General features: G+C 33.1%; 18 protein-coding genes. 11 read left to right on the top strand and 7 right to left on the bottom strand.

The features are described from left to right. Positions 1-279: 279 nt before the first annotated feature. From QLS71_RS10220 to QLS71_RS10200, 5 genes are all read left to right on the top strand, one after another. Positions 280-1,251 (top strand): M23 family metallopeptidase, encoded by a 972-nt coding sequence (locus QLS71_RS10220; RefSeq protein WP_308993824.1) that lies wholly within the window; start codon positions 280-282, stop codon positions 1,249-1,251. Then, positions 1,251-1,580 carry a MerR family transcriptional regulator gene (locus tag QLS71_RS10215; protein WP_308993825.1) on the top strand — a complete coding sequence of 110 codons (330 nt, stop codon included), beginning with the start codon at positions 1,251-1,253 and terminating at the stop codon, positions 1,578-1,580. Before QLS71_RS10220 ends, QLS71_RS10215 begins: the two co-directional genes overlap by 1 nt. Before the next feature lie 63 nt (positions 1,581-1,643). Beyond that, the gene (locus QLS71_RS10210) at positions 1,644-2,243 is read left to right on the top strand and encodes a LemA family protein (RefSeq protein ID WP_308993826.1); all 600 of its coding nucleotides are present in this window, start codon (positions 1,644-1,646) and stop codon (positions 2,241-2,243) included. 24 nt (positions 2,244-2,267) lie between these two features. Then, the gene (locus QLS71_RS10205; RefSeq protein WP_308993827.1) at positions 2,268-2,708 is read left to right on the top strand and encodes a TPM domain-containing protein; all 441 of its coding nucleotides are present in this window, start codon (positions 2,268-2,270) and stop codon (positions 2,706-2,708) included. A gap of 8 nt (positions 2,709-2,716) precedes the next feature. Next, positions 2,717-3,559 (top strand): TPM domain-containing protein, encoded by an 843-nt coding sequence (locus tag QLS71_RS10200; RefSeq protein ID WP_308993828.1) that lies wholly within the window; start codon positions 2,717-2,719, stop codon positions 3,557-3,559. 293 nt (positions 3,560-3,852) lie between these two features. Here QLS71_RS10200 and der read toward each other — a convergent pair whose 3' ends face one another. Next, positions 3,853-5,157 carry a ribosome biogenesis GTPase Der gene (gene der / locus QLS71_RS10195; protein ID WP_308993829.1) on the bottom strand — a complete coding sequence of 435 codons (1,305 nt, stop codon included), beginning with the start codon at positions 5,155-5,157 and terminating at the stop codon, positions 3,853-3,855. Positions 5,158-5,325: 168 nt separating this feature from the next. Between der and QLS71_RS10190 the strand changes: the two genes are divergently transcribed. Continuing rightward, the gene (locus tag QLS71_RS10190) at positions 5,326-5,826 is read left to right on the top strand and encodes a GTP-binding protein (RefSeq protein WP_308993830.1); all 501 of its coding nucleotides are present in this window, start codon (positions 5,326-5,328) and stop codon (positions 5,824-5,826) included. Here the strand turns inward: QLS71_RS10190 and era are convergent. Both era and QLS71_RS10180 read right to left on the bottom strand, forming a co-directional pair. After that, a complete protein-coding gene (gene era, locus QLS71_RS10185) occupies positions 5,823-6,704 on the bottom strand; it encodes a GTPase Era (protein ID WP_308993831.1) in 882 nt (293 codons plus the stop codon). The two genes, QLS71_RS10190 and era, sit on opposite strands and share 4 nt — an antisense overlap. A 131-nt stretch (positions 6,705-6,835) precedes the next feature. Then, positions 6,836-7,537 (bottom strand): FKBP-type peptidyl-prolyl cis-trans isomerase, encoded by a 702-nt coding sequence (locus QLS71_RS10180; protein ID WP_308993832.1) that lies wholly within the window; start codon positions 7,535-7,537, stop codon positions 6,836-6,838. Positions 7,538-7,950: 413 nt separating this feature from the next. Here QLS71_RS10180 and QLS71_RS10175 point away from each other — a divergent pair, with 413 nt between their 5' ends. Continuing rightward, entirely contained in the window at positions 7,951-8,292 is a 342-nt protein-coding gene (locus QLS71_RS10175) for a hypothetical protein (protein WP_308993833.1), read from the top strand. Between the two features lie 178 nt (positions 8,293-8,470). Here the strand turns inward: QLS71_RS10175 and murC are convergent, their stop codons facing one another. Then, positions 8,471-9,826, bottom strand: a complete 1,356-nt coding sequence (gene murC / locus QLS71_RS10170; protein WP_308993834.1) for a Mur ligase family protein — start codon at positions 9,824-9,826, stop codon at positions 8,471-8,473. 136 nt (positions 9,827-9,962) lie between these two features. Beyond that, on the bottom strand, positions 9,963-10,916 hold the full coding sequence (locus QLS71_RS10165; RefSeq protein ID WP_308993835.1) for a tetratricopeptide repeat protein: 954 nt from the start codon (positions 10,914-10,916) through the stop codon (positions 9,963-9,965). Between the two features lie 135 nt (positions 10,917-11,051). On the opposite strand from QLS71_RS10165, the gene QLS71_RS10160 reads away from it, so the two are divergent. From QLS71_RS10160 to QLS71_RS10145, 4 genes are all read left to right on the top strand, one after another. Then, positions 11,052-17,150: an MG2 domain-containing protein gene (locus QLS71_RS10160; protein WP_308993836.1), complete on the top strand. Its 6,099-nt coding sequence runs from the start codon at positions 11,052-11,054 to the stop codon at positions 17,148-17,150. 76 nt (positions 17,151-17,226) lie between these two features. Further along, on the top strand, positions 17,227-17,604 hold the full coding sequence (locus QLS71_RS10155) for a DoxX family membrane protein (protein ID WP_308993837.1): 378 nt from the start codon (positions 17,227-17,229) through the stop codon (positions 17,602-17,604). Between the two features lie 79 nt (positions 17,605-17,683). Next, entirely contained in the window at positions 17,684-18,187 is a 504-nt protein-coding gene (locus QLS71_RS10150) for a hypothetical protein (protein ID WP_308993838.1), read from the top strand. A gap of 2 nt (positions 18,188-18,189) precedes the next feature. Further along, the gene (locus tag QLS71_RS10145) at positions 18,190-19,617 is read left to right on the top strand and encodes a M64 family metallopeptidase (RefSeq protein WP_308993839.1); all 1,428 of its coding nucleotides are present in this window, start codon (positions 18,190-18,192) and stop codon (positions 19,615-19,617) included. Between the two features lie 31 nt (positions 19,618-19,648). On the opposite strand, the gene QLS71_RS10140 is transcribed toward QLS71_RS10145, so the two are convergent. Both QLS71_RS10140 and obgE read right to left on the bottom strand, forming a co-directional pair. Continuing rightward, complete coding sequence (locus QLS71_RS10140) at positions 19,649-20,170, bottom strand: DUF4136 domain-containing protein (protein WP_308993840.1); 522 nt, start codon at positions 20,168-20,170, stop codon at positions 19,649-19,651. A 213-nt stretch (positions 20,171-20,383) separates the two neighbouring features. Then, complete coding sequence (gene obgE / locus QLS71_RS10135; RefSeq protein WP_308993841.1) at positions 20,384-21,382, bottom strand: GTPase ObgE; 999 nt, start codon at positions 21,380-21,382, stop codon at positions 20,384-20,386. Positions 21,383-21,412 lie beyond the last annotated feature (30 nt).

The raw sequence follows: 21,412 nt of genomic DNA, 5'->3' as shown, positions 1-21,412 counted from the left end.
ATGTTGACTTGCAGTTTGCTACGCACCATTTGGCCAAGCGATAAACTTTTATACATGCTCGTTTCATTTATATAAAATGGTTACCTGTATTATTAAAATGGTATTAATTGCAAAACAATTTTTATATTTACTCTTTTCAAAATATTTTTAATTTTAAAAAACGACTTTTAACTTAATATCAAACCACTTAATGACACTATTTCGAAAATTTGATCGTTAGTTATTAAAATTAAATATTCATGGTGTTTAATAAAGTGCAAAAATAGAATAAATTAGGAAATGAGTAAGGTAAAATATTATTACGATTCAGAATCGTTGTCTTACAAGAAAATACAACGTAAAAAGAGGACCACTATTAAATATGCAATAGTGTTTCTTTTAGGATCTGCTTTATTCGGTTTTATGTTTGTTTTTATAGCAAGTCAATATGTAGAATCGCCTAAAGAACGTGCTATTAAACGTGAGCTTCAAAATGCCCAATTACAGTTTGAATTGTTGAATAAAAAAATGAAGGAAGCAGAAACTGTGTTAGCCGATGTTGCCGACCGAGACAATAACATCTATCGTGTTTATTTTGAAGCCAACCCGATACCCGACGAACAACGTAAAGCAGGTTTTGGAGGTATAAATCGTTATAAAAATTTAGAAGGCTTTGATAATTCAAAATTAATTATTGAAAGCAATAAACGTTTAGATATACTTCAAAAACAGATAGTAGTACAATCTAAATCGCTAGATGAAATAGCTAAACTCGCCGAAGAAAAAGAAAAATTACTAGCCGCCATACCTGCTATTCAACCTGTTAGAAATGAAGACCTTAAAAGAATGGCTTCGGGTTATGGAATGCGTTCAGACCCTTTTACCAAAGTTAGAAAAATGCATTATGGTATGGATTTTTCAGCACCCCGGGGCACGCCTATTTACGCAACTGGAGATGGCGTGGTGGAACGTGCTGATAATACAGCTACAGGTTATGGAAACCATATAAGAATAGACCATGGTTACGGATACGAAAGCTTATATGCACACTTGTATAAATACAATGTTAGAAAAAATCAAAAAGTAAGACGTGGCGATCTTATTGGCTTTGTTGGTAGTACAGGCCGTTCGGAAGCACCGCATTGCCATTATGAAGTTTTTAAAGATGGTGAACGCATCAACCCCATAAACTTTTATTATGGAAGTTTAACTGCTGAAGAATTTAATGAATTATTGGAGCACGCTTCCTTAGAAAACCAATCTTTAGATTAATGCACATAGAATTACCCGAAAAACGATACTATAATATTGGAGAAGTTGCCAAAGCATTTGGTGTAAACACTTCATTAATTCGCTTTTGGGAAAAGGAATTTGATGCCCTAAAACCTAAAAAAAATGCTAAAGGGAATAGGAAATTCACTCCCGATGACATTAAGAATCTTAAATTTATTTACCATTTAGTTAAAGAACGTGGTTTCACACTTGAAGGTGCAAAAACGCATTTAAAGGAAGAAAAAAAAGAAACTCTTTCCAATTTTGAAATTATCAGTAAATTAGAGGATGTAAGAAATCAACTTATAAAAATAAAACAACATTTGTAACATTTTTAAAGTTTTCTCGACATACAATCAAAACCAAATTATAAACCAAAAAATTAAATTATAATGAAAAAATGGCTTATTCCTGTTATTATCATTGCTGTTATTGTTTTCGGACTTTACTCTTGGGCTAAAGGATTTAACAACACTGCTGTAAATTTGAAAGAAACAGCAACCAAAACATGGGGCGATGTAGAAAGCAGTTACCAACGTAGAAATGACCTTATTGGGAATTTAGTAAAAACTGTACAAGGAGCTGCCGATTTTGAAAAAAGTACTTTAGAAGCTGTAATAAAAGCCAGAAGTGAAGCTACAAAAACAACCATTGATGCTAACAATCTAACACAGGAAAACATGGCACAATTTCAACAAGCTCAACAAGGCTTAACCGGCGCTTTATCAAAATTATTATTAGTGGTTGAAAGATATCCTGATCTTAAAGCAAATCAAAACTTTTTAGAGTTACAATCGCAATTAGAAGGTACTGAAAACCGTATTAATGTGGCCAGAGACCGCTTTAATGAAGCTGTAGAACCATACAATAAGCATATTAAAATTTTTCCAAATTCATTATTGGCTGGTGTTTTTAACTTCGACCCAATGAATTATTACAAAGCAGACGCTGGAAGTGAAAATGCGCCTGACGTAGATTTTAATTTTGAATAAAAACTACTGAACACCTTTATAATTATGTCTGACCAAGTTGAAGATTTTTTAACCCCCATTGAAGAAAAAGAAATTATTGAAGCTATTAGAATAGCCGAATTAAACACATCGGGCGAAATACGCGTTCATATAGAAAAAACCTCTAAAGACGATGCTACAAATCGTGCTTTAGAGGTTTTTTACATGCTTAAAATGGATAATACTAAACTACAAAACGGAGTCCTAATTTATGTTGCTGTAAATGATAAAACCTTTGTAATTTATGGTGACAAAGGTATTAACGATGTGGTTTCTAAAAACTTTTGGGATAGTACTAAAGACATTATGCAATCGCATTTTAAAATAGGGCAATTTAAACAAGGTTTGGTTGAAGGAATTTTAAAATCGGGCGAACAATTAAAAAAATATTTTCCTTATACTAATTTAGACACCAACGAACTATCAAACGAAATTTCTAAAGGATAAAATTAAGTATGCAGTTTTCATTTTTCAGTTTTCATTCATTAGAGAAAATAAAAAGATTTAGTTTTTTTATTGCGTTTATAATAATTCAATTTTCTTCAAATCTTTCATTTGCACAATTTGATATTCCCAAAAAACCAGAGTTTCAAACCAGTGTTTATGATTATGTTAATCTGTTATCACCTACTGAAAAAAGCAGTTTAGAAGAAAAGTTAATTAAGTACTCTGATACTACTTCAACACAAATAGTTATTGCTATAATTGCTTCTACAAACGGAGAAAACATCAATTATTTAGGAGCTCAGTGGGGAGAAAAATGGGGTATTGGACAAGCTAAAGAAGACAATGGTGTACTTATATTACTAGCTAGAGATGATAGAAGAATAGCCATTAATACGGGGTATGGTGTAGAGCATTTGCTTACGGACGCTATGTCGAAACGTATTATTGAGCTTGAAATTATTCCTTATTTTAAGCAAGATGACTACTACGGAGGATTAAACCGAGGCGCAGATGCTATTTTTGAAGTATTAACTGGTGAGTATCAAGGTACACGCAAATCATCCAACCAAAAAGAATCGCCTTCTGGATTTATTTTTATTCTTATTTTCATATTTATCATTATTATTATTTCAATCTCAAAAAACAAACGCGGTGGTAATGGTGGAAACCGGGGTAATAAATCAGGTGGATTTAGTCTTTTAGATGCTATTATATTAAGTAGTATGGGACGCTCTTCCGGTGGCGGTTTTGGTAGTGGAAGCTCTGGCGGTGGCTTTAGCGGCGGTGGCGGTTTTGGTGGTGGCTTCGGCGGCGGCGGCTTTGGTGGTGGCGGTGCTTCTGGAGGTTGGTAAAAATGGAAAGAACTCTATTTTTTCAGACTAAGAATCTCTTAGTTATGGTTTTCTTGTAAACCATAAACAAAACAATTTTTAGAAATAATTCAATCTGTAATTCAAGACTAAACCATTATCTTTTCTGAATTTGAAAAAGGATTCTCTATCTAAAAAATTATAGGCTTTGAGCGTTTTCAATAAACGAAATTTGCATATATACCATTGATTCAATTCCAAATGATGCAACAGCTTTATAAATACCAAGGAATTAAAATGTTATGAACTCTCAATAGCTTATACCTGGAAGAATCCTACTTCTTCCGCATATACACACTAACAGGAACTCCTTTAAAGTCAAAACGCTCGCGTAGTTTATTCTCTAGAAAACGTTTATACGGTTCTTTTACGTATTGTGGTAAGTTACAGAAAAAAGCAAACTGTGGCTGTGGTGTTGGCAATTGCATGATGTATTTAATCTTTACATACTTGGCTTTATTTGCTGGTGGTGGATAACTTTCAATAATAGGTAACATAACCTCATTAAGCACACTCGTTTTAATCTTTTTGGTACGGTTATTATAAACCTCCACAGCTGTTTCTATAGCTTTATAAATACGTTGTTTTGAGAGTGTAGAGATAAATATAATAGGCACATCGGTAAAAGGTTCCATTTCCTTTCTAATGGCTTTTTCATATTCTAAGGTTGTTTTATGATCTTTTTCAACCAAATCCCATTTGTTTACTAAAATAACAACACCTTTTCTGTTACGCTCTGCCAACCAGAATATATTTTGGTCTTGACCATCAAATCCTCGAGTGGCGTCTAATACTAATAAACAGACATCACTATGCTCAATTGCACGTACACTACGCATTACTGAGTAAAATTCTAGATCTTCTTTTACTTTAGATTTTCTACGGATACCTGCCGTATCTACTAAATTAAATTCAAATCCAAAACGATTGTATTTCGTATCAATAGAATCTCTGGTAGTACCAGCAATATCGGTTACAATATATCTATCTTCTCCAATTAAGGCGTTTATGAATGATGATTTACCTGCATTTGGGCGACCAACCACAGCAAAACGAGGCAACTCCTCATTTACAACTGTTTCTTTTTCGGGAAGCACATCCACTAAAGCATCTAACAAATCGCCTGTACCACTTCCATTGATACTGGCAACGGTATAATATTCGCCTAAACCTAACGAATAAAACTCTACAGCATCTTCAGCACGTTTGGCATTATCAACTTTATTTACTACAAGAAATACGGGTTTGTTAACTTTACGGAGTAATTTCGCAACATCTTCATCCATTCCTGTCACACCACTTTCTACATCTACCATAAAAATGATAACATCGGCTTCATCAATAGCTAACTCTACTTGTTTATCTATCTCTGCTTCAAAAACATCATCACTTCCTAGCACATAACCTCCTGTATCTATAAGTGAAAATTCTTTGCCGTTCCAATCGCTTTTTCCATAATGACGGTCTCTTGTAACCCCACTTACCGCATCAACAATAGCTTCTCTACGCTGAATTAAGCGATTGAAAAATGTTGATTTACCTACATTTGGACGTCCTACTATAGCAACTATATTACTCATAATCTTTATATTGTGTGCAACAGCCTAAAGCTGATTTATTTAACAAGATTTGCTAAATTTTTTGCAAAAATAGGAAATATACTCTACGGATAAGTATTTTTTAGCAACTATTAAATTTACATTAATTTTACTAAAAACAGTTTTTTAATCTTTCCAAAACTTAAATACATGCAAACTACTAACAATTTTATTTTACGTCCTCGTTTTAAGATTAAAATAAGCAGAAATAAAGAAACTATATTAAAAAAGTTTCAAGACTCTAAAAAAACTCAATCTGATTTTATTATAAGTCGAATTGATGAGCATGTGTTTATAAAATTCCCAAAAGAGAAACAGCATTTTTGGTCACCGCAATTACACCTAGAAATAAATAACATTAATAATAGTTCTTGCGTACTTTATGGTTTATTTGGGCCAAACCCTACCATTTGGACCTTTTTTATGTTCCTACATTTTATTGTAGGTCTGTTATTTTTTGCTTTTGGTATTTGGACATATTCTAATTGGACCTTAAAAACATCTTATGCTTTTCAAATATCATTTATGCTAATAATGGCAATAATTTGGATTGTTTTATACTTTATAGGGAGTATTGGAAAGGCTTCTAGCAAAGACGAAATGAAAGATCTATATGATTGCATGGAAAAAATTATAAAGTCTGTAAGCTAATTATTATAACCAAAACGACGTAATTGTTTTTGATTGCTTCTCCAATTTTTATTCACTTTTACGTAAGTTTCTAGATGAATTTGTTTCCCAAAGAAAGCCTCTAAATCTTTTCGAGCCTCTACGCCTACGCGTTTTAAAGCACTTCCTTTGTGCCCAATGATGATGCCTTTTTGGGTTTCACGCTCTACCATAATAACAGCTCGTATTCTAATAATTTCTTCTTCTTCAAAAAACTCTTCGGTTTCTATCTCAACGGCATACGGTATTTCCTTTTTATAATGAAGCAGAATTTTTTCGCGAATGGTTTCGTTTATAAAAAAGCGTTCTGGTTTATCAGTTAATTGATCTTTTGGATAGAATGCTGGCGACTCTGGTAACAAATCAAGTATTCTATTAAATACTTCTTTAACATTAAACCCTTCTAATGCAGATATGGGGAAAATTTCAGCATTTGGCACTTTTTCTAACCACACTTGCACTTGGCTTTCTAACTGTTCCTGGTTGGATTTATCAATTTTATTGAGTAGTAGTAATACAGGAATTTTTGAACTGGTTATTTTATAAAAAAAAGATTCATCTTTTAATTCTTGTTCGCCAATTTCAACCATATACAACAGCACATCGGCATCTTCAAAAGCAGACTTAACAAAACCCATCATGCTTTCTTGCAGCTCGTAAGCGGGTTTTATAATACCTGGTGTATCAGAAAGAACTACTTGAAAATCGTCACCATTCACAATACCTAAAATACGATGACGGGTTGTTTGGGCTTTCGAAGTGATGATAGACAATTTTTCGCCTACAAAGGCATTCATTAAAGTAGATTTACCCACATTTGGGTTTCCAATAATATTTACAAAACCGGCTTTGTGGTTCATGACTTTTGTTTTAAGATGCTGCAAATTTACAACCTTGATTGGTTTATTTCACTATATATCTGGCCTATAAACAAAAAAAAACAGAAAGTTACCTTTCTGTTTTTTTTGTTTTATTAGATTAAGTTTACTACTTATTCAACTATTTCTAATAATTCAACTTCAAAAATTAAAGCAGAATATGGTTTAATTTTTTCTCCTGCTTGTCTAGCACCGTAACCTAAACTTTGAGGTATAAAGAATTTGTATTTAGAACCTACAGACATAAGCTGTAAACCTTCTGTCCAACCTGGTATAACTTGACCTACACCAAACTCGGTTGGCTCACCTCTGTCTACAGAACTATCAAACACAGTTCCATCAATTAATGTACCGTGGTAATGTACTTTTACTTTAGATTCCGCAGTTGGTTTTGCGCCTTCTCCTTCTTTTAATACTTTATATTGCAACCCACTTTCAGTTACTTTAACACCTTCTTTTGCTTTATTCTCTTCTAAGAATTTTTCACCTACACCTTTTTCTTTTTCAGCTTCTTCTTGCTGTTTTTTCATGTTTTCAGCCTGCTTTTTTTGAAAATAAGCAGTTAGAACTTGTTGTGCATTTTCTTCTTTAATTAAAATGTTTGTAGAATCTAAAACATTCATGTATCCTTGAATGAATAATTCATTGTCTATTTCTGAAATGCTTGTTTTCACATTTTTAGCGACATCCATACCAATAGCATAACTTACTGAATCTATTTCAGTTTTTAATGCTCTTTTTGAAACGCCTTGACCACCACAAGATGATAAAATTGAAGCTGATAATACAACTCCTAGAAATTTAATTATTTTCATTTTCTTATTTTATTTAATTTGATGTCAAAAATAGCAAAATAAAATTCAGAAAAAAGTAGTATTATATGATTTTTAACGCACATATAAATAATATTATCTGATTTCGGAAATATTTTTATTAATTACGGGTTTATAAATGCATGCACTTCTAAATGCGTTATTTTAGGATTTGCTCCTTGATTTTGCGTTCCCAATGCTTTCATTATAAAAGTAAAATTGATAGTTTCGTGAGAGTTAATCTAAATAAAAGAATCTGCTGCACTCAACCTAAAGTGTTAAAAATCGAATAACAAATTCAATTTTCTACCTACAAGGTTAAGTTCCCAAAGGTGATTGTTTTCTTTGAAGGTGAAAATCATTCTCTATTTAAAAAAAATAAACCAATGAAAACCCTAATCTACCTACTCTAAATTATGAATATCTTAAAACAAATTTTAATCTATTTAATTTGGACATTCATATCTCTATTATCTGCTTTTGGATATATGCGAATTATATTAGGACCAAAACCGAAACCTTCAACAGGTTTTATGAAAATGTTTGACTGGACTTACGGTGTTGCCATGCTACATGTAGGATCTATCATTGGAAGTATTATAGCACTACTATATATTATTATAGATGTTTTTTATCTTAAAAAGAGACTTAAAAACAATTCAAAAAGAATGATGATTCGCTTTATAATAATTCTAATCATCACGCTTATTGTTGGAACAACGCATTATATATTTGAGAAAGTCATTGATATCATTTAATGAATATGATGAAATAAAAAAACTGAAAGCATACCGAATGGACTCTGGTAAAGGAACATCTCCCCCTTATTTTCATAATAAAATAATTATCAATCACAACAAAGTAAATGGATGATGGATAATAACAATATTCTAATTTTACTGCTTGAAACAAGATTCCTCTCTACATAGGAATTGATTACCCAATCAACCTTTTCACCTCATTAAAATCAAGTCCACCATAATTACCAGAACTCATTAATAACAAGGCCTTGTTATCAAAATTTTGCGAGAAAAGGTAGTTTTTAAAATCGTCTGGGTTGGTGTAAATAATTAAATCATCACGTTCAAAAGCATTGGCTATTTGTTCGTGAGTAACTTCTTTAAGTTTTTTAATTTCCACAGCATGTGGTGAATAAAACACCACCGCAACATCAGCCGCATCTAAAGCGCCTTTATATTCTTTTAAAAACTCAGCATTCAAACTACTATAAGTGTGCAATTCTAAACAAGCTACAACAGTTCTATTGCCATATTGCTCCTTCACAGCTTTAGTAGTCGCTTCCACTTTACTTGGCGAATGCGCAAAATCTTTATAAGCAACACTCGTTTTACTTTCTGCTATTTTTTCGAGACGCTTGCTAGCGCCTTTAAAAGTAGCTATGGCTTCGTAAAAATCATCTTCATCAATACCCATATGTTGACAAATCCATTTAGCTCCTGCTAAATTGTTTAGATTGTGTTTTCCAAAAACTTCAATAGGAAGTTCTCCTTCAGGAGTTTCTAGAAGTGTTTCTCCGTTATTAACAGTGTATTCTGGAGTATGATAAGGCAGCTTACGAATGGTATTTGCCGATGCTTCTACAACACGTTTCACTTCAGGGTCTTCCTCATTATACGTTATACTACCGCCCTTAACAATGCTATCTACAAATATGCGAAACTGTTCTACATAATTATCATAGGTAGGAAACACGTTGATATGATCCCAAGCAATACCGCTTAATAAAGCTATATTAGGTTTGTATAAATGGAATTTTGGACGTCTATCAATGGGTGAACTTAAATATTCATCGCCTTCAAGCACTATAAAATCATTAGTTTCGGTAAGTTTTACCATCACATCAAAACCTTCTAATTGGGCTCCCACCATATAATCTACATCTCGATTGTGATAATGCATCACATGTAAAATCATAGAAGTTATTGTGGTTTTTCCATGACTACCACCAATAACCACACGCGTTTTATGCTTCGATTGTTCGTATAAGAACTCTGGATAACTGTATATTTTCAAACCTAATTCTTGAGCTTTTAACAACTCTGGGTTATCAGCTTTAGCGTGCATACCCAATACAACCCCATCGATAGAGGCGTTAATTTTCTCTGGAAACCAACCATAGGCTTCTGGTAAAATACCTTTTGCTTGTAATCGGGATTTTGAAGGTTCGAATATTTCATCGTCGCTACCTGTTACTTGATAACCTTTATTTTGAAGAGCTAGTGCTAAATTATGCATGGCAGAGCCACCAATAGCTATAAAATGTACGTTCATGGCGTTATTTTGAATACTTCAAATATACTTTTTTGTTATGAAGTTGAAAAGTTTTAAAGTATCAAAGTTTCAAGGGTTCAAAGTCGTAAATAAGCTTCGTTTTAGATATACGATGAACACCAAAAAATACGACTCATTACAACTTTAATATTTTTATTTTTTCTTGTTTAAAAGATTTCATTTCTGGCGATTCTGCAAGCGCTAAATCAATATACTTTAAGGCTGCTTCTTTATTCTTATTATGCGCATAAATTTGAGACAACCTATAGTGCGCCCAAGCTTTTGGAACATTGTCTTTTGGTGAATAGTTTTTAAGATAGGTTTGTAAACATTGCACGCCTTTTTGTAGCTCGATATTATATTCGGCAGCGATTTTACCCATTTGATACTCTAAATCGTTACGCTTATGCTTTTCTTTGGCAACTTGTAAATTCGCTAATGCCTTTTCGGGCTGTTTTTGTTTTTCGTAAAAAGTGGTTAATTTTTCATAACTCCATAATGATCCGCCATCCGTTATGGCTAGTTTGTAATATTTTTCCGCAAGATCTGATTCATTATCAGATTCGTAAATATAACCTTTTGCTATATACCCATCTACTTTGGACAGTTGCTCTAGTTGATACGCATACTTTAACGACTTGCTCTTACTTCCCCCTAAGATACCAGGCAATTTCATATAATACTCAACCAATGCCCAGCGTACATTTATATGCTTAGAATCTAATTCGGCAGCTTTAAGAAATGCAGATTCAATATCTCCAATCATACCCAAAGCTGTTAGCTTACTAACTGTTAAGGCTTTCATACCCATAGCACCTCCATATTTATAATGATAATCTGCATTTTGGAGGTTAGCATCTACTAATTGCTTGTAGTTTTCTATGGTTTCATCCCATTTTTTTTGATGACCGAAGGCATCGCCTAGTAACTCAATTGCTTTTAAGTTTTTTGGGTGTTTATTTAGATAAGCCTTTAATTGAATCTCAGCTTTTTCAAACTGTTTTTGTTTAAAAAAATAATCAATACTATCTAACGAAGTTTGACTAAAAGAAACTAACGGAAAAAGTAATAGATAAATAATTTTTCTCATAAACAATTTGTTAACAAATATCAATGCGTCTTTTTAACTAAAATTAATTAATTTCACTCAATCAAAGAACCTATTCACTCATTCGTTATTTTTTGGAATAGCTTTTGACAATAATTTAGTGACAAATTTAATGAAATGAAACAATCCATATTTTTTTTAACAATTCTTTTACTTTCAAGTCTTGGAAACAGTCAAAACTCAGACTATAAATCACTTTGGAAAACCGTTGAACAGCATGAAACTGAAGGCTTGCCAAAATCGGCTTTAAAGGTCGTCGAACAAATTTATTTACTGGCTACTAAAGATAAAAACCACACTCAACTTTTAAAAACGATGTTTTTTAAAAGTAAGTTTGCCTTGGTTTTAGAAGAAGATGCACAATTTAAAATTATAAATGATTTTAAAAGTGAAATTAAAAAAAGTTCATTCCCTACAAAAAATGTACTTGAAAGCATTTTAGCAAACTTGTATTGGCAATACTTCAACCAAAACAGATGGCAGTTTTACAATCGTACTAAAACATCTGAAAAAGTAGATTCGGAAGACTTTAGAACATGGGACTTACAAACCCTATTTGATGAAATTCATTTGCATTACCAAAAGTCTTTGCAAAACGGGTTGTTGTTGCAATTAGAACCTTTAAGCAAGTATGACGCTATTTTAAACGTTCAAAAAGATTCTAAAGTTTACAGACCAACATTGTTTGATTTTTTAAATCATGAAACTTTAGAATTTTATAAAACCAATGAAACCCATATTACAAAACCTGCTTATAAATTTGAGATTGATAATTCAGAACTTTTAAGTAATACGTATGCTTTTTCAGAGTTAAACTTGTCTTCAAAAGATTCAACGTCTTTGCAATTACGTGCTTTAAAAATATACCAAGGCTTAATTCTGTTTCATATAAAAGACAAAACATCTTTTGCATTGGCAGATGTGAATATTGAGCGTTTAAAATTTGTAAGTGAACATGCTACGTTTAGTGATAAAGAAGCTTTATTATTAGAAGCTTTAAAAAATGAAGCTAACAACCTAAAAGACCATGAAGCTTCTGGATTGTATCTTTTTGAAGTAGCTTCCATTTATTACCAACAAAGCAATCAATATCAAGCTAAAACCAAGGAAGAAAATCGCTGGAAAGCAAAAGACGCTGTTAAAGTTTGCAATAATGTTATCGAACAGTTCCCTAAAAGTAATGCCGCTGAAAAATGCACCGTTTTAAAACAACAAATAGAACAACTCGCACTACAAATAACTACTGAAAGTTACTTACCTATTCAACAACACAGTCGTTTATTGGTTAGTTATAAAAATGTTGAAGAACTTCAATTCAACATTTACGAATTGACAAATAAACAATTAGAAAAATTCAATAAAACCTATAGAAAAGAGGAACAATTAGCATTTATAAAAAAGTTAGACAATTTAAAAACTTGGGATAGCAAATTGCCTAATGAAAGTGATTTCCAAAACCATAGTACCGAAATTCTGGTTCCAAAGCTAAATAACGGTAGATATTTGATTTATGCATCTGTTAAAAATGATGATGAAACGTTCGCTTTCAGCACAATTCAAGTTACTAATTTAGCTTTGGTTGAAACCGAAAGTAATGCCTATAAAACCTTTCAAATAATAGACAGAAACAACGGAAAACCTATTAGTAATGCATCTGTTGAATTGAGTTTCACTGAAAACAATAATACTAAAATTCAATCTGAAAACTTCTCTACCAATAGTTTGGGCGAAATTAAAATAGAGAAAACCGAAAACCGATACAGAAACCTCTCTGTAAAAGTTAAATATGCTAACGATACGGCTTATTTTGGCGATTATTATGTAAATGCTTATTATAAAACCGAAAAAGAAGACATCGAATACAAAGCCTTTTTGTTTACAGACCGAAGCATTTACCGTCCTGGACAAATCGTTTATTTTAAAGCAATTGCCATGAAGACTAACAACGGAAAGTCGGAAGTTATAGCAAACGAATCTGTTTACGCCACTTTATACGATGTAAATGGTGATGAAATAAAAGAATTTGAACTTACAACCAACTCATTCGGTTCTATTTCGGGTGAATTTATACTACCTAGTAGTGGACTAAATGGCCAATACCATATTGGACTTGATGGTAATGAAGAAGATTTTTATTTAGAGCATTACTTCTCTGTTGAAGAATACAAACGTCCAAAGTTTGAAACAAAATTCAAACCTGTTACAGAAACCTACAAAATTAATGATTCTGTAACGGTCAAAGGAACAGCCTTAGCTTATGCAGGCAGCAATATTACCGATGCAAAAGTGGTTTATAGAGTTCACAGAAAAGTGCAATATCCGCGTTGGTATTTCTGGTACCGCCCATGGTTTAACAGCGAACCTCAAGAAATAGCGCATGGTGAGAGCATCACAGACGCATCCGGTAATTTTGAAATTACTTTTAAAGCCCAATCAGACCAAAGTGTAGATAAAAATAGTTTGCCCATTTTTAACTACGAAATAACTGCCGATGTTACGGACATTAATGGAGAAACACGAAGTGCAACCTCCATAGTAAATGTGGGGTATCATGCTTTGGTTGCTAACATGCGTTTGGACGACATACTTGATAAAACCATCAAAGACTATAAAATAACTCTTGACACTAAAAACTTGAACGGTGAATTTGTACCCGCTAAAGGCGAAGTGAAAATACACAAATTGCAAGCCCCAAATACCGTTTTAAGAAACAGGCCTTGGGCAGCACCCGATTATCAAGAATTTTCAACAGAGGCTTTTAAAAATCTGTTTCCGCATGACGCTTATACTAACGAACATCAATCTAGTAATTGGAAAAAAGGCACATTAGTTTTTGAGAAAGCATTCGACACCGAAAAGTCTAAAGAACTCGCTTTAGGAAATATTAAAAAATGGGAATCAGGACAATACATCATCACGTTAGAAAGTAAAGACCAGTTTGGTCAATTGGTTAAAGATGAAATTAAAACCACATTGTATAACGATGCCGATAAAAGTTTAGCTGACAATCAATTATTCAGCATGACAACAAATAAACTCACATACAAAACTGGCGAAACTGCTTTAGTAACAGTAGGGTCTTCTGCCGAAAATGTAAATGTTACACTAACAATTGAAAAAGATCATAAGGCAATAAAAACAGAAGTCATCCAATTAAACAACAACAAGAAATCTATTAGTATCCCTATTAGTAATGATGACGTTGGTGGGTTTGCCGTACATTATAGTTTCTCGGCTTTTAATAGTTTTCAATCGGGTAGAGAAATTATTGCTGTTCCTTATCCTAAAACCGATTTAGATATTGAAACCACAACGTTCCGCGATAAATTACAACCTGGAACAGATGAAACTTGGAGTTTTAAAATTAAAGGGCCGCAAGGTGATAAAGTCGCAGCTGAATTATTAGCCAGCATGTACGACGCTTCTTTAGATCAGTTTAAAGCGCATGCATGGAGTTTTAATCCTATTTATAATCAAACCTATTATACTTATAACAATAGTAATGCACGTCAAAGTTTTGGCACACAAAATTTTAGAGTGCATTATGAAAGTCGAAACATCAACTATCCAACGAAATATTATGATGAATTAAACTGGTTTGGTCTTTATTTTGGAAATAACAACATTAGAATTAGAGGAAATGCAAGTGTTTCAAGAACTTTAAACGGAATGGTAGCAGGTATTGAAACCATGGAAGATAGCGCCCATTTAGATGAAGTGGTCGTAGTTGGTTATGGAACACAAAAAAAAGAAATGTTAACAGGTACTGTTTCATTAGTTGAGGCTAATGAAATGGATTCAGAACCTCTTTCAACTCCACCTACTGATGAAGATGGATTACAAAAACCAAACTTCGACAATGTACAAATTCGTAAAAACCTTCAAGAAACTGCCTTTTTCCTTCCACAGCTACAAACGGATAAAGACGGAAATGTTAGTTTCAGTTTCACCACACCAGAAGCTTTAACTCAATGGAAACTGCAATTATTAGCACACACCAAAACTTTGGAAAACGCGACAAAAACATTAACTACGGTTACTCAAAAAGAATTGATGGTCATTCCAAATGCACCACGCTTTTTACGTCAAGGCGACCAAATAACTATAAGTACAAAAATTGCGAATTTAACAGATAAACAACTTTCTGGACAAGCTGTTTTAGTATTAACCGATGCTGTTTCTGGAAAAGATATTACCAACAAACTTATCCGCAAACAAGCTAATCCTAACCCTTCGGGGGAGCTAGAGGGGGATTTCACCGTCCCCGCCAAAGGCAATACCCAAATCTCTTGGAGTTTATCAATACCTGATGATGTAGATGCTGTTCAATATAAAATAATAGCAAAGTCAGGAACTTTTAGTGATGGTGAACAAAACGCTTTGCCTGTTTTAAGTAATCGCATATTAGTTACTGAAACCTTACCCATGTGGATTCGGAGCGACGAAACCAGAACTTTTACATTAGATAAGTTAAAAACTAACCCCTCAACAACGCTTAAAAATCATAAATTAACTTTGGAAATAACTTCCAATCCAGCGTGGTATGCGATACAGGCACTCCCCTATTTAATGGAATATCCGTACGAGTGTAATGAGCAAACATTCTCACGTTTTTATGCAAACACATTAGCGAGTCATATTGCCAATTCAAACCCCAGAATTCAAGAAGTATTTAACCAATGGGCGTCTCAAGACGCACTCGTTTCAAATCTTGAAAAAAATAAAGAATTGAAATCTATTTTAATTCAAGAAACACCATGGTTACGAGATGCTGAAAGTGAAACCGAGCAAAAAAAACGCATAGCGTTGTTATTCGATTTGAATAAAATGAACAACGAGTTACAATCGGCTAAACGCAAACTTGAAAACAATCAATTGAGTAGCGGTGCTTGGGCTTGGTTTAATGGCGGACGTGAAAATAGATACATCACACAACACATCATTACTGGTTTTGGACATTTAAAACAACTTAAAGTTGAAACAAAAGAAGCATCTAAAATGATAGAAAAAGCTATCAACTATCTAGATGCTGAATTTGTTCAAGAATATAAAGACATTAGAAGGTACAATGCGAAAGTTGATTTAACCAAAGACCATTTAAGTTACACGCAGTTGCATTATTTATATATGCGAAGCTTTTATTCAGAAATTAAAAAATCGAAAGAAGTGGAAGACATTACTAAATACTATCAAACGCAAATTCAAAAGTATTGGTTAAGTCGATCGTTATATTCAAAAGGATTGATGGCTTTAGTTATTAATAGAATGGGGGATAAAGTCACCTCCTCTAAAATTTTAAAATCGTTAAAAGAAACAAGCATCACTTCAGAAGAATTGGGTATGTATTGGAAAGAAAATAAGAGCTCATGGTATTGGTATCAAGCACCTATTGAAACACAAGCCTTATTAATTGAAACCTTTTCAGAAATAGAAAACGACACCAAAACGATTGATAATTTAAAAATCTGGTTGCTTAAAAACAAACAAACCAATCAATGGAAAACCACCAAAGCAACCACAGAAGCTGTTTATGCCTTATTACTACAAGGTAGTGATTGGCTAAGTATAACCGATGCGGTTGATGTTATTGTAGGAGGACAAAAAATTGAGCCTTCAAAACTAGAAAACGTAAAAGTGGAAGCTGGAACAGGGTATTATAAAACGGCTTGGAACACCTCAGAAATAAAACCAAACATGGCAACAGTTCAACTTACAAAAAAAGGAGATGGCATTGCATGGGGAAGTTTATACTGGCAATATTTTGAAGATTTAGATAAAATAACTTCTGCAGAAACACCACTTAAATTAAATAAAAAACTGTTCCTTAAAACCAATACAGATACAGGTGAACAAATTTCAGAAATAACCTCTAAAACTCATTTAAAAGTTGGTGATTTAGTTCGAGTGCGTATTGAATTAAGAAGTGATAGAACTATGGAATTCATCCACATGAAAGATATGCGTGCTGCTGGATTAGAACCCGTAAATGTGATTTCTCAATACAAATGGCAAGATGGTTTGGGGTATTATGAAAGCACTAAAGATGCATCGACTAATTTCTTTTTCGATTATTTACCAAAAGGAGTTTATGTTTTTGAATATGATTTACGTGTGAATAATACAGGTAACATGAGTAATGGCATCACCACCATACAAAGTATGTATGCGCCAGAATTTAGTAGCCATAGTGAAGGTACTAGAGTGTTAGTTAAGTAAGCTTTTTCGATAAAGTGAAAACAAAATTGTTTTTAATTTATTATATTCCAAATTATTAACTAATAAATATAACATTATGAATTCAAAAATTTTTATGATAATACGAATTATTCTAGGTCTTTTTATGCTTATTTTTGGGCTTAATAAATTTTTAAATTTTCTACCTGCACCAGAGGGAATGTCCGAAGCAGCAGGTGCTTATTTTGGTGCTTTAATATCTGCTAAAGTAATAATCTTAGTGGGTATTGTTGAGGTTTTAGCTGGCTTAGCTTTAATATTCAATAAATATGGTGCTTTATTAGCTTTAATCTTAATGAGTGTTTCTGTAAATATTGTTCTTTTTCACATCACTTTAAATCCAGAAGGCATAGGTCCTGGATTGGCTGTTTTAATTTTAAATATTTTAGTACTATATGGCTATAAAGCTAAGTACAAAGATTTACTTGCCGGATAGTATTCAAAAATAAAGAGGCTGTAATAAGCCTCTTTATTTTTGAATACTTAACTTTACTTCATAAAAATTTTAAACGAGTTTGCACCCCCAATCATTAAAAAATTACTCCCATACCTTTCTGCTATTACTAATAGCTTTACACATATCATGCGCTTCAAAAAAAAACATAATTATTGAAACTATAAATGAAGACATCCACCCAAAACTTGTTTTTTTAAATTACAGTATTTCAAAAGATAAAAACAACAAAAAGAGCATTCAATTCATTAATCAAATAGTTACCGACGGAAAATTAAAATCCATTAAAAACAATATCAAACTTGGTGCAATTGGCGATTTAAAATGCCTTCAACTAGATAAAGATTCTACTGAAATAACTTCAATTACCATTCAAAACCCACTAAGTAAGCACATTGAATTTATAAACGATTCTCTTATCTTTGAAAATAAAAAAATCGACTTAAAAAGCGCACCGCTTTCATTGAGATTGCAACTGCATTATAAAACAAAGTTTATAGCTATTAACGAAATAATCGATTCGCTACAAAATAGCACCGCTTTAATAATTACAAATCTAGATTGAAAATGAAACATCTTCTACTCACTATTTTGTTGATTGGTTTCCAGCAGACATCTGCTCAAGTTTTCGATAAAGAAACCATTAAGAACTTTGATAATGATGAGAAAAGAATCAACTTAGTTATTTTAAGTGAAGGCTACAAAACTAGTGAATTACCCCAATTTAGAATAGATGCCGTAAGCTTTACAAATGCTTTATTTAGTCAATCGCCTTTTAAAGAATATGCCAATTATTTTAATGTTCATATTATAAAAGTACCATCAAATGAAAGTGGTGCAGACCACCCTGGGACGGGTATTGATGTTACTGAACCAAAAACTCCCATAAAAATAGTAGACACTTATTTTAATGCTACATTTGATTCTTATGGATATCATAGGTTACTTTATTACGAAATTGATGGGAATGCCGCCAATAATACGCAAGCCAAAATATACAATGTTTTAGCTGACAATTTCCCAACTTACGACCAAGGATTGATTTTAGTAAACTCAACTGTTTACGGTGGTTCGGGCGGAGAATTCCCCATGGCTTCTAAAGGTGTAGAAAATGGTGTTAGTGCCACTGAAGTTGCCATACATGAATTAGGGCACTCCTTTGCGAACTTAAAAGATGAATATTTTCCGCTTGATGAAATTTATTTTAATGAAGCCATTAATATGACCCAAGAATCCAATCCTAGCTTCATAAAATGGAAAAATTGGTTGAACGGAAATGGAATTGGTATTTACAAGTATTACACAACTGGATATGCAGCCAATTGGTACAGACCGCATCAAGCTTGTAAAATGCGCTACTTAGGCTATCCTTTCTGTTCAGTTTGCAAAGAAGGAATTATAGAAAAGATTCATAGTTTGGTGTCGCCAATTGAATCTTACACCCCTGTTTCAAATACAATAAACAGCCCTTCCTTTCCAATCGATTTTCATTTGGAGTTAATAAAACCCAATCCGAATACCTTAAAAAGTAAATGGACATTAAATGCCTCCGATTTCGCTAACGATGTTGATGAAGTAAGTATTTTAGAAACCGATTTGAATACAGGAATGAATACGCTAACTGTTGCTGTAAACGATGCGACTGGGTTTTTAAAAGTTGACAATCATGATAGTTTTCATGTATATACCGTAACATGGACTATAGATAATTCTGCCTTAGGTGTTAAAGACATAACGAGCGAGATTATTAATTATAATATTGCCATGTATCCCAACCCAAGCTCTACGTTTGTTAATTTTAAATTTGAAAGTAATCATGATACCCGTCTAAAAGTTGACATTTTAAGTTTAGATGGAAAAAAGATTAAAACAATTTCAATTAACAACTATCAAACAAATGAGGTCGACATTAGTAATTTAAGCACAGGAATTTATTTAACTAATTTCTATTCTAGAAATGCGCTTATTGCTAGTAAAAAACTAGTGAAAAATTAAATAGATCCCTACTTTCTCAGAAATAACAAACTTATTTCTTTGGAGGATATTGCGTCAATACTTTTTCTGCAATGGTATTAAAAAGTTGTTCTCTTTTTTCGGGTGTTGATTTTGGATTAAAACTAGACTCACTGACAGCTTGCCAAAAAAGTTGCTTTTTGTTTTCATCTACAAAATCGATAGTGATTTGGCGGTTAACATTGGCTTGACCTATAGGAAGTCCTATAGAGATCCCGCCACCAACATGGCCCCCGCCTCCACCTAAACCAACACCTACGTTATTGCGTTGTGCTTCTTGGTATTGGCTGCTTTTAATATCTACAAAAAAATCTGGAGTATCGGATAGAGCAAACCCTTTGGCCGTCATTTTAGCATCTAAAGCGTCTAAAAACCGTTTAGTATCTAAGTCGCTTAAACCAGTTTGCATCTCACTGTAATAGTTATATGTTTTGTATTGGTCGAAATTGGTTCCTTTTTCGAAATCGTAGTTAACACGAATGGGGGCACATGAAACCAGAAAGATGGCTAAAAATAGAAATGTATAGACTCTCATAACTTTAATTTTTATTATAAAGTTAATCAAAAATTATTCCAATAGCATGATTCATGTTCAGAATTGCGTTAGGGATGGAAGTGGCATCCTTTTTAAACAAAAATAAAAACCAAACTTTGTTTTGTAATAGAAATTGTCTGATGGCTTTGTCCTTAGTCCTCGCCATGACGTTTAAAAAGATATAACGGACAGCCCGACCCTTTGGGTAACGCCCTAACTATTTAACATTTTCCAAAGCTTATCTTTTAACTCAGTGATACCTTGTTGTGCCACCGATGAAATAAATAAATAAGGTATAGGCAATTCATTATCCAACAATTCTTTTAATTCTGCTTTTAGCTCATCGTCTAACATATCGCATTTTGAAATGGCAATGATACGGTCTTTATCCAACATTTCTGGATTGTATCGACGCAACTCATCTAACAGAATATCGTATTGCTTTTTAATATCGGGTGCATCAGCAGGAATTAAAAATAGCAGAATGGAATTACGCTCTATGTGACGTAAAAAGTAATGTCCTAGTCCGCGCCCTTCAGCTGCTCCTTCAATAATTCCAGGAATATCAGCCATCACAAAGGTTTGAAAATCGCGATATTTTACAATTCCTAAATTAGGCTTAAGCGTTGTAAATTCGTAATCGGCAATTTTTGGTTTTGCAGATGTTACCACAGATAGCAACGTCGATTTACCGGCATTTGGGAAACCTACTAAGCCCACATCTGCAAGTACTTTTAATTCTAAAGTAATGTGTTTTTCTTCTAACGGAATACCTGGTTGCGAATAACGCGGTGTTTGGTTAGTGGGGGTTCTAAAATGCCAATTCCCTAATCCTCCTTTACCACCTTGTGCAATAATTCTTTCTTCACCGTCATCTGTGATTTCAAAAATAATTTCATTGGTTTCGGTATCACGAACCACCGTTCCTAAAGGCACATCTACATATTCATCTGTACCATCGGCACCAAAACTTCTACTTTTACTACCACTCAATCCGTGCCCTGCACGAATGTGTTTTTTAAATTTTAAATGAAGAAGTGTCCAAAGATTTGAATTTCCTCGAAGAATAACATGACCACCACGGCCACCATCGCCACCATCGGGACCTCCTTTTTCTATAAATTTTTCGCGGTGTAAATGCGAAGATCCTTTACCTCCGTTACCAGAGCTAACAAACATTTTTACGTAATCTACGAAGTTCCCTTCTGTCATCTTTATTGTTTATTTGTTTGTCTTTTAGTT

Source organism: Mariniflexile litorale (assembly GCF_031128465.2).
Classification (GTDB): domain Bacteria; phylum Bacteroidota; class Bacteroidia; order Flavobacteriales; family Flavobacteriaceae; genus Mariniflexile; species Mariniflexile litorale.
Note: the sequence above shows the minus strand (reverse complement) of the source record. Positions and strands in the feature narration are given on the sequence as shown.

Excerpts from the sequence above, each read along its gene's own strand:
- era (WP_308993831.1), bottom strand. The coding sequence starts at position 6,704 with ATGAACCACAAAGCCGGTTTTGTAAATATTATTGGAAACCCAAATGTG.
- QLS71_RS10155 (WP_308993837.1), top strand. The coding sequence starts at position 17,227 with ATGAATTCAAAAATTTTTATGATAATACGAATTATTCTAGGTCTTTTT.
- QLS71_RS10140 (WP_308993840.1), bottom strand. The coding sequence starts at position 20,170 with ATGAGAGTCTATACATTTCTATTTTTAGCCATCTTTCTGGTTTCATGT.
- der (WP_308993829.1), bottom strand. The coding sequence starts at position 5,157 with ATGAGTAATATAGTTGCTATAGTAGGACGTCCAAATGTAGGTAAATCA.
- QLS71_RS10160 (WP_308993836.1), top strand. The coding sequence starts at position 11,052 with ATGAAACAATCCATATTTTTTTTAACAATTCTTTTACTTTCAAGTCTT.
- QLS71_RS10205 (WP_308993827.1), top strand. The coding sequence starts at position 2,268 with ATGTCTGACCAAGTTGAAGATTTTTTAACCCCCATTGAAGAAAAAGAA.
- QLS71_RS10175 (WP_308993833.1), top strand. The coding sequence starts at position 7,951 with ATGAATATCTTAAAACAAATTTTAATCTATTTAATTTGGACATTCATA.
- QLS71_RS10145 (WP_308993839.1), top strand. The coding sequence starts at position 18,190 with ATGAAACATCTTCTACTCACTATTTTGTTGATTGGTTTCCAGCAGACA.
- QLS71_RS10220 (WP_308993824.1), top strand. The coding sequence starts at position 280 with ATGAGTAAGGTAAAATATTATTACGATTCAGAATCGTTGTCTTACAAG.
- obgE (WP_308993841.1), bottom strand. The coding sequence starts at position 21,382 with ATGACAGAAGGGAACTTCGTAGATTACGTAAAAATGTTTGTTAGCTCT.
- QLS71_RS10200 (WP_308993828.1), top strand. The coding sequence starts at position 2,717 with ATGCAGTTTTCATTTTTCAGTTTTCATTCATTAGAGAAAATAAAAAGA.
- QLS71_RS10215 (WP_308993825.1), top strand. The coding sequence starts at position 1,251 with ATGCACATAGAATTACCCGAAAAACGATACTATAATATTGGAGAAGTT.
- QLS71_RS10165 (WP_308993835.1), bottom strand. The coding sequence starts at position 10,916 with ATGAGAAAAATTATTTATCTATTACTTTTTCCGTTAGTTTCTTTTAGT.
- QLS71_RS10180 (WP_308993832.1), bottom strand. The coding sequence starts at position 7,537 with ATGAAAATAATTAAATTTCTAGGAGTTGTATTATCAGCTTCAATTTTA.
- QLS71_RS10190 (WP_308993830.1), top strand. The coding sequence starts at position 5,326 with ATGCAAACTACTAACAATTTTATTTTACGTCCTCGTTTTAAGATTAAA.
- murC (WP_308993834.1), bottom strand. The coding sequence starts at position 9,826 with ATGAACGTACATTTTATAGCTATTGGTGGCTCTGCCATGCATAATTTA.
- QLS71_RS10210 (WP_308993826.1), top strand. The coding sequence starts at position 1,644 with ATGAAAAAATGGCTTATTCCTGTTATTATCATTGCTGTTATTGTTTTC.